The sequence below is a fragment of the Azospirillum sp. B4 genome, from assembly GCF_000333275.1.
In the GTDB taxonomy this organism is placed as follows: Bacteria; Pseudomonadota; Alphaproteobacteria; order Azospirillales; family Azospirillaceae; genus Nitrospirillum.
The window spans coordinates 1-4666 of sequence record NZ_BACU01000318.1; the positions used below are offsets into that span (position 1 = coordinate 1).

Below are 4666 nucleotides of genomic sequence, written 5' to 3' on the forward strand. Positions count from 1 at the left end.
CCTGACCTCCGCGCTGCAGGGCTTCGCCACGGAATACGATCCCAGCGCCGGCTCCGTCACCTTCACCGGGTTCCGCGTCGACGGCAACACCGTCACCGGTTATGGCGAGCAGCAGCTGTCCTGGACGCGCGGTCCCTGGCAGGTGCTGGGCGGCATCAGCGCGGAACAGGTGCGCGCCCACCATACCGAGCATTGGACCGGGGAGTTGAACGACACCTATTACTACGGTGAGCAGCGCAGCATCCTGACCGGCCAGCACCTGAACACGGCGGACTGGGTGTCCGACACCCAGCTGGACGCCTACGGCCGGGAGCGGGCGTTCGCCGGCTATCTCCAGGTTGACCGCACCCTGGGACCGGTGACCCTGGACGTGGGCGGGCGCTATGACCATTTCGAGCGCCACGTCTATTACGGCCCCACCACCAGCGGCGGCCCCGACGGCACCATCACCCCGCCGGGCACGGCCGACGACAGCAACGGCCACTTCAGCCCCAAGGCGTCGGTCACCTGGAAGGTGACGCCGGAGGTCAGCGCCTATGTCGCCTACGGCCAGGGCTTCTCCGCCGCCTTCGGGCCGCTGTGGTCCTTCCGCAGCCGCCAGACCGGCCTGAACCCGGAACTGGCGGACAATGTGGAAGCCGGCGTGAAGGGCGACGCCTTCGGCGGCCTGCTGTCGGGCAGCGTCACCGTCTATCGCCTGGAACGCCACGACCTCTTGCAGGTGGTGGAGGTCAACGGCAAGACGGAGACGTTCAACACCGGCCAGCAGCTGTCGCAGGGCGTGGAGCTGGCGGGTACCGCCCGGCTGGACAGCCTGGTGCCCCACCTGTCGGCCGACGTCACCTATGGTTATACCGAGGCCTACTGGCTGGAAGACCGCTTCGTGGAAAGCGACACGCTGATCCAGCGCGACTTCACCGGCAAGCGGGTCCAGGGTGCCCCCCGGCACACGGGCAGCATCGCCCTGAACCAGGCCATCCCGGCCTGGGGGCTGTCGGGCAAGCTGTGGGTGGAGATGTTCGGCGACTACGCCTACGACAGCCAAAACAGCCACATCGGCGGCGGCTACGCCCTGTGGAACACCACCTGGACGTGGACGCCGCCGGGCCAGGACACGCTGGACCTGGGCCTGACGGTGCGCAACCTGTTCGACCGCAAGGTCAACCTGATCGAGGCCGACGACAACGGCCCGCTGGGCGCCTTCCCCCAGCCGCCGCGCCAGATCATGGGCACGGTCAAGGTGCGGTTCTGATCAGATAACCCTGTTCGGGATGGCAAGCGGCGCGCGGGAAGCATTCCGCGCGCCGTTTTCTTTCTAGACAGGCCACTTGCGGCAGTCGAACCGTCGATCTTACTGGGAAGAAGTCAGCGTCATTTTTACATTGGCCAGCTTCTCGAGCCTACGCAAGCGCTCCTCGACTTCCACGCTTGCCTTTTGCACCTGGCGATCCTTTGCTAATTGGGCATCGTATGCGCTCTTATATCGAGCGCTTTCTTGCTCCAGTGTCCTGATACGGTCTTCATATTCCTGGTTCTGGGCCTTAAGCTCCCTGACCGCTTCCACAAGAACCGGAACGATCTTCGACTCCTGAACGCTCATGATCCGGTCACCATCGGCACTTTGGGCCACGGCTTCGGGAAGCACCGCGCTGACCTCCTGAGCGATGAAGCCCACCTGAGGCGTGGCGGTTGGCAGCTTCAAATCTTTGCCAACGGTCCGCTCGTCATCCCCACGCCAGCGAAACCGAACGCCGCGCAACTCGCTGATCATCCGCAAGGCGCCGTTGATAGGGACAATATCTTTCTTGAGCCGGGCATCGGAAAGGTTAGTCCAGGCGCTCAACCCGCCAGCTGAGCCATTCACAAAAAGGTTGTAGCCCGACGAGACTCCGTTAATGCCCACATATCCCAGGCCATTGACCGTCAGGGCCGTGCCGGTGACTCCGCTGCCACTAGGACCATAAACCTGCCATGCCAGGTAGTCCGAGGCTGGCGTAGTACTTTGTGTATGTTGAAATTGATAGGCGTGCGCCGCCGACGTGTAAATCGCCCCTGTCGCCACCTTGCGGTTGAACCCCAAGGAGCCGCCCATTATGGACATGCGCTCCCCGCCTGCGTAGCCCAAAACGCTGGCGCCGTTTACATCCAGTGTTTCCACGGGTGAACTTGTTCCAATACCGACATTACCGGAACTATCAATGCGCAGTCTCTCAACCGGATCTCCGGCAGTCCCGCCGGCCGGCGCCTTAGTGGAAAAGACCAGCATGCCGCCGTAACCACCGGCGTCTTCGCCTGCGACCTTTGCCAGAGCGTTGGCACCTGAGACATTGGTCCAGAGGATGCTTCCGCCGTTGTTTGGCTGCGTATCCAGCGAATTCAGTCGCAGGAGTGGCGCCTCTATTCCTGTCCCTGTATTGTGCGCTATTTCTAACGGCGTTGATGGCGCCTCCGTTCCAATTCCCACATTGCCTGTGAAATTGGGACAACCAAGAATGTGGTTGAAATTGTCCATCACGTCTGTGGCGCTGGCCGTCTGTCCGGTCTGCAGCACATGCCAAGCTGGGCAGCCCGCCAAAGCTCCACCGCTAATCGCGGAACCCGATAGAATCGTCAGAAATCCTATAAACTTCAACGAACTGGATCGTCTTATCCTTGCCCGGTACGGCATAAGCCCCACTCCTGATCCTAATTTTGCGAATTCTATTCCGGAAGCCCCCACACCCAACCGGCACGAGAGACAGGCGTTTATAGATGGCGCAGTGACCACTCTCCGCGTTGCAAGTTTATTTAGGCTCGTCACTATAGGAAATTGAAAAATGCCCACCACATGCAAATTGACGAATGCGCCAGCTGCACTTCTACCACCCCATTCTTAGCCCATCCTGAAAAAATGCCTTCATCCGTATTCACGGCTGATCATTTTGGAACAGATTAACGCGACCTGCGACGGCTTAGGCCGCCAATCCAGGAGGGTCGGAGCCTTCCCATCACCGCGAAAAGCCATAAGTTATTTGTTAATTTTTCCTGACGCAGCGGACCGCCATGACAAGCAGCATCGCCCTTTTCTTCCCCATGCTGGCCCTGTTCCTGTTCACCATCCTGGTTGGCGGCCGCCTGTTCCTGCTAAGGGTGCGCGCAGTGAAGCGGGGAAATGTGCGCCTGTCCTACTTCCGAAACTTCACCGCCGGAACCCAACCGGACGGCCTGGCCACGGGCCAGCGCGCCTTTGACAACCTGATGGAGGCGCCGCCGCTGTTCTACGTCATCTGCACGGTGCTGATGGTCCTGCACCAGGGTGACCACCTGTACCTGGCGCTGGCGTGGATCTACGTCGCCCTCCGCGTGGCGCAGGGCCTGATCCACCTCAGCTACAACAACGTCACCCACCGGGCCGCGATCTACATCGCATCCATGCTGGTGCTGGTCATCCTATGGGTGCGGCTGGGCGTCGTCCTGCTGACCATCCCCGGCTAAGGCCGGCCGGGACGGACCCGCCAGTAGAGGTAGGAGCGCACCCAGGCGATGGCGGCCACGGTCATCACCACGCTGAAACTGAGGCTGGGACCGCGCAGGATGCCGGGGGGCAGGAACAAGGCCAGCGCCATCAGCGCCAGGCCGCCGGCCACGGTCAGCCGGCCGCCGAAGCGATGGGTGCGGTCCCACACCCACTCGTCGGCCTTGGCCCAGGGCGTGCGGATGCCCATCAGATGGTTGGGTCGCACCTTGCCCAGGACATTGCCGATCGCCGCCATGGCCATGCCCAGCGCGAAGGCGTGCAGGCGCCGCAGTTCCACCGGGTGCCCCAGGGCCGTGACCACCAGGCCCAGGTGCGTCACCGCCAGCACGCCCAGGACGGACAGGCGGGACACGCGCCAGGCGGCGGCCGAGCGCTCCAGATTCTCCGCCAACGGCAACAGCCGTGCCGCCAGGGGCATCGCCACCGCCAGGACCAGCGCCATCAGCGGCCCCACGCCCAGCGCCCAGGGGGCGTGGGCATAGCGCGTCGGCTGGCCGGCGGCGTCGAAATGGACGGGCAGCAGGACGTCCGGCCCCAGCCGCCAGAGACTGTACAGGCTGGCCCCCATCATGAGGACCAGGATTTGAACGGTCAGGATCCAGTGCGCGCGCGCCGACATGGCGGTCATTTCCCCTGCTGGGCCAGGTCACCGGCCGGCTGGTCGCCCTGCCCTATCCCCATGCTGTCCATGAGGCCGGACAGAGCCTCCTCCAGCACCGACAGCTTCAGGCGGTAATAGATGGTGGTGCCCTGGCGTTCCTGGTCCACCAGGTCGGCCTCGCGCAGCACGGCGAAATGGCCGGACAGCGTGGGCTTGGCCAGATTGAAATGGGCGGCGATGTCGCCGGCCGACAGCGGCCCCTCGCGCAGCAGCTGAAGGATGCGGCGGCGGGTGGGATCGGCCAGGGCTTTGAAAACGCGATTCATGGGAATGGTATTTAGCGAAATACCGAAATATGGTCAATATGGCTTCCAGGCCAGCTCGACTTCCGTTGCATTTTGCTGCACTTCGCAATCGGGTTAGCTCTTGTTGAATGCAAGAGTCGCCGCGTCGGCAAAATGCGTGACTCAAATGACACACTTTGCAGGGTGTAGGAAAAATTTGCCGGGTGCCCCCTGTTTCAACCCCTGAACATTCCCAGAATCCTG

General features: G+C 62.7%; 5 protein-coding genes. 2 read left to right on the forward strand and 3 right to left on the reverse strand.

The window, feature by feature from the left end; all coding sequences use genetic code 11:
- The coding region (locus tag I55_RS14105; RefSeq protein WP_044561224.1) for a TonB-dependent receptor at positions 1 to 1252 on the forward strand (1252 nt) is incomplete at its 5' end.
- 99 nt (positions 1253 to 1351) lie between these two features.
- On the opposite strand, the gene I55_RS34470 is transcribed toward I55_RS14105, so the two are convergent.
- Positions 1352 to 2668: a tail fiber domain-containing protein gene (locus I55_RS34470; RefSeq protein ID WP_083901110.1), complete on the reverse strand. Its 1317-nt coding sequence runs from the start codon at positions 2666 to 2668 to the stop codon at positions 1352 to 1354.
- 374 nt (positions 2669 to 3042) lie between these two features.
- Between I55_RS34470 and I55_RS14115 the strand changes: the two genes are divergently transcribed.
- On the forward strand, positions 3043 to 3474 hold the full coding sequence (locus I55_RS14115; protein ID WP_044561226.1) for an MAPEG family protein: 432 nt from the start codon (positions 3043 to 3045) through the stop codon (positions 3472 to 3474).
- Here I55_RS14115 and I55_RS14120 read toward each other — a convergent pair.
- Together I55_RS14120 and I55_RS14125 are read right to left on the reverse strand one after the other, a co-directional pair.
- Positions 3471 to 4136 (reverse strand): SdpI family protein, encoded by a 666-nt coding sequence (locus I55_RS14120; RefSeq protein WP_148293726.1) that lies wholly within the window; start codon positions 4134 to 4136, stop codon positions 3471 to 3473. The genes I55_RS14115 and I55_RS14120 overlap by 4 nt on opposite strands.
- 5 nt (positions 4137 to 4141) lie before the next feature.
- Complete coding sequence (locus tag I55_RS14125) at positions 4142 to 4444, reverse strand: autorepressor SdpR family transcription factor (protein ID WP_044561227.1); 303 nt, start codon at positions 4442 to 4444, stop codon at positions 4142 to 4144.
- Positions 4445 to 4666: the final 222 nt, after the last annotated feature.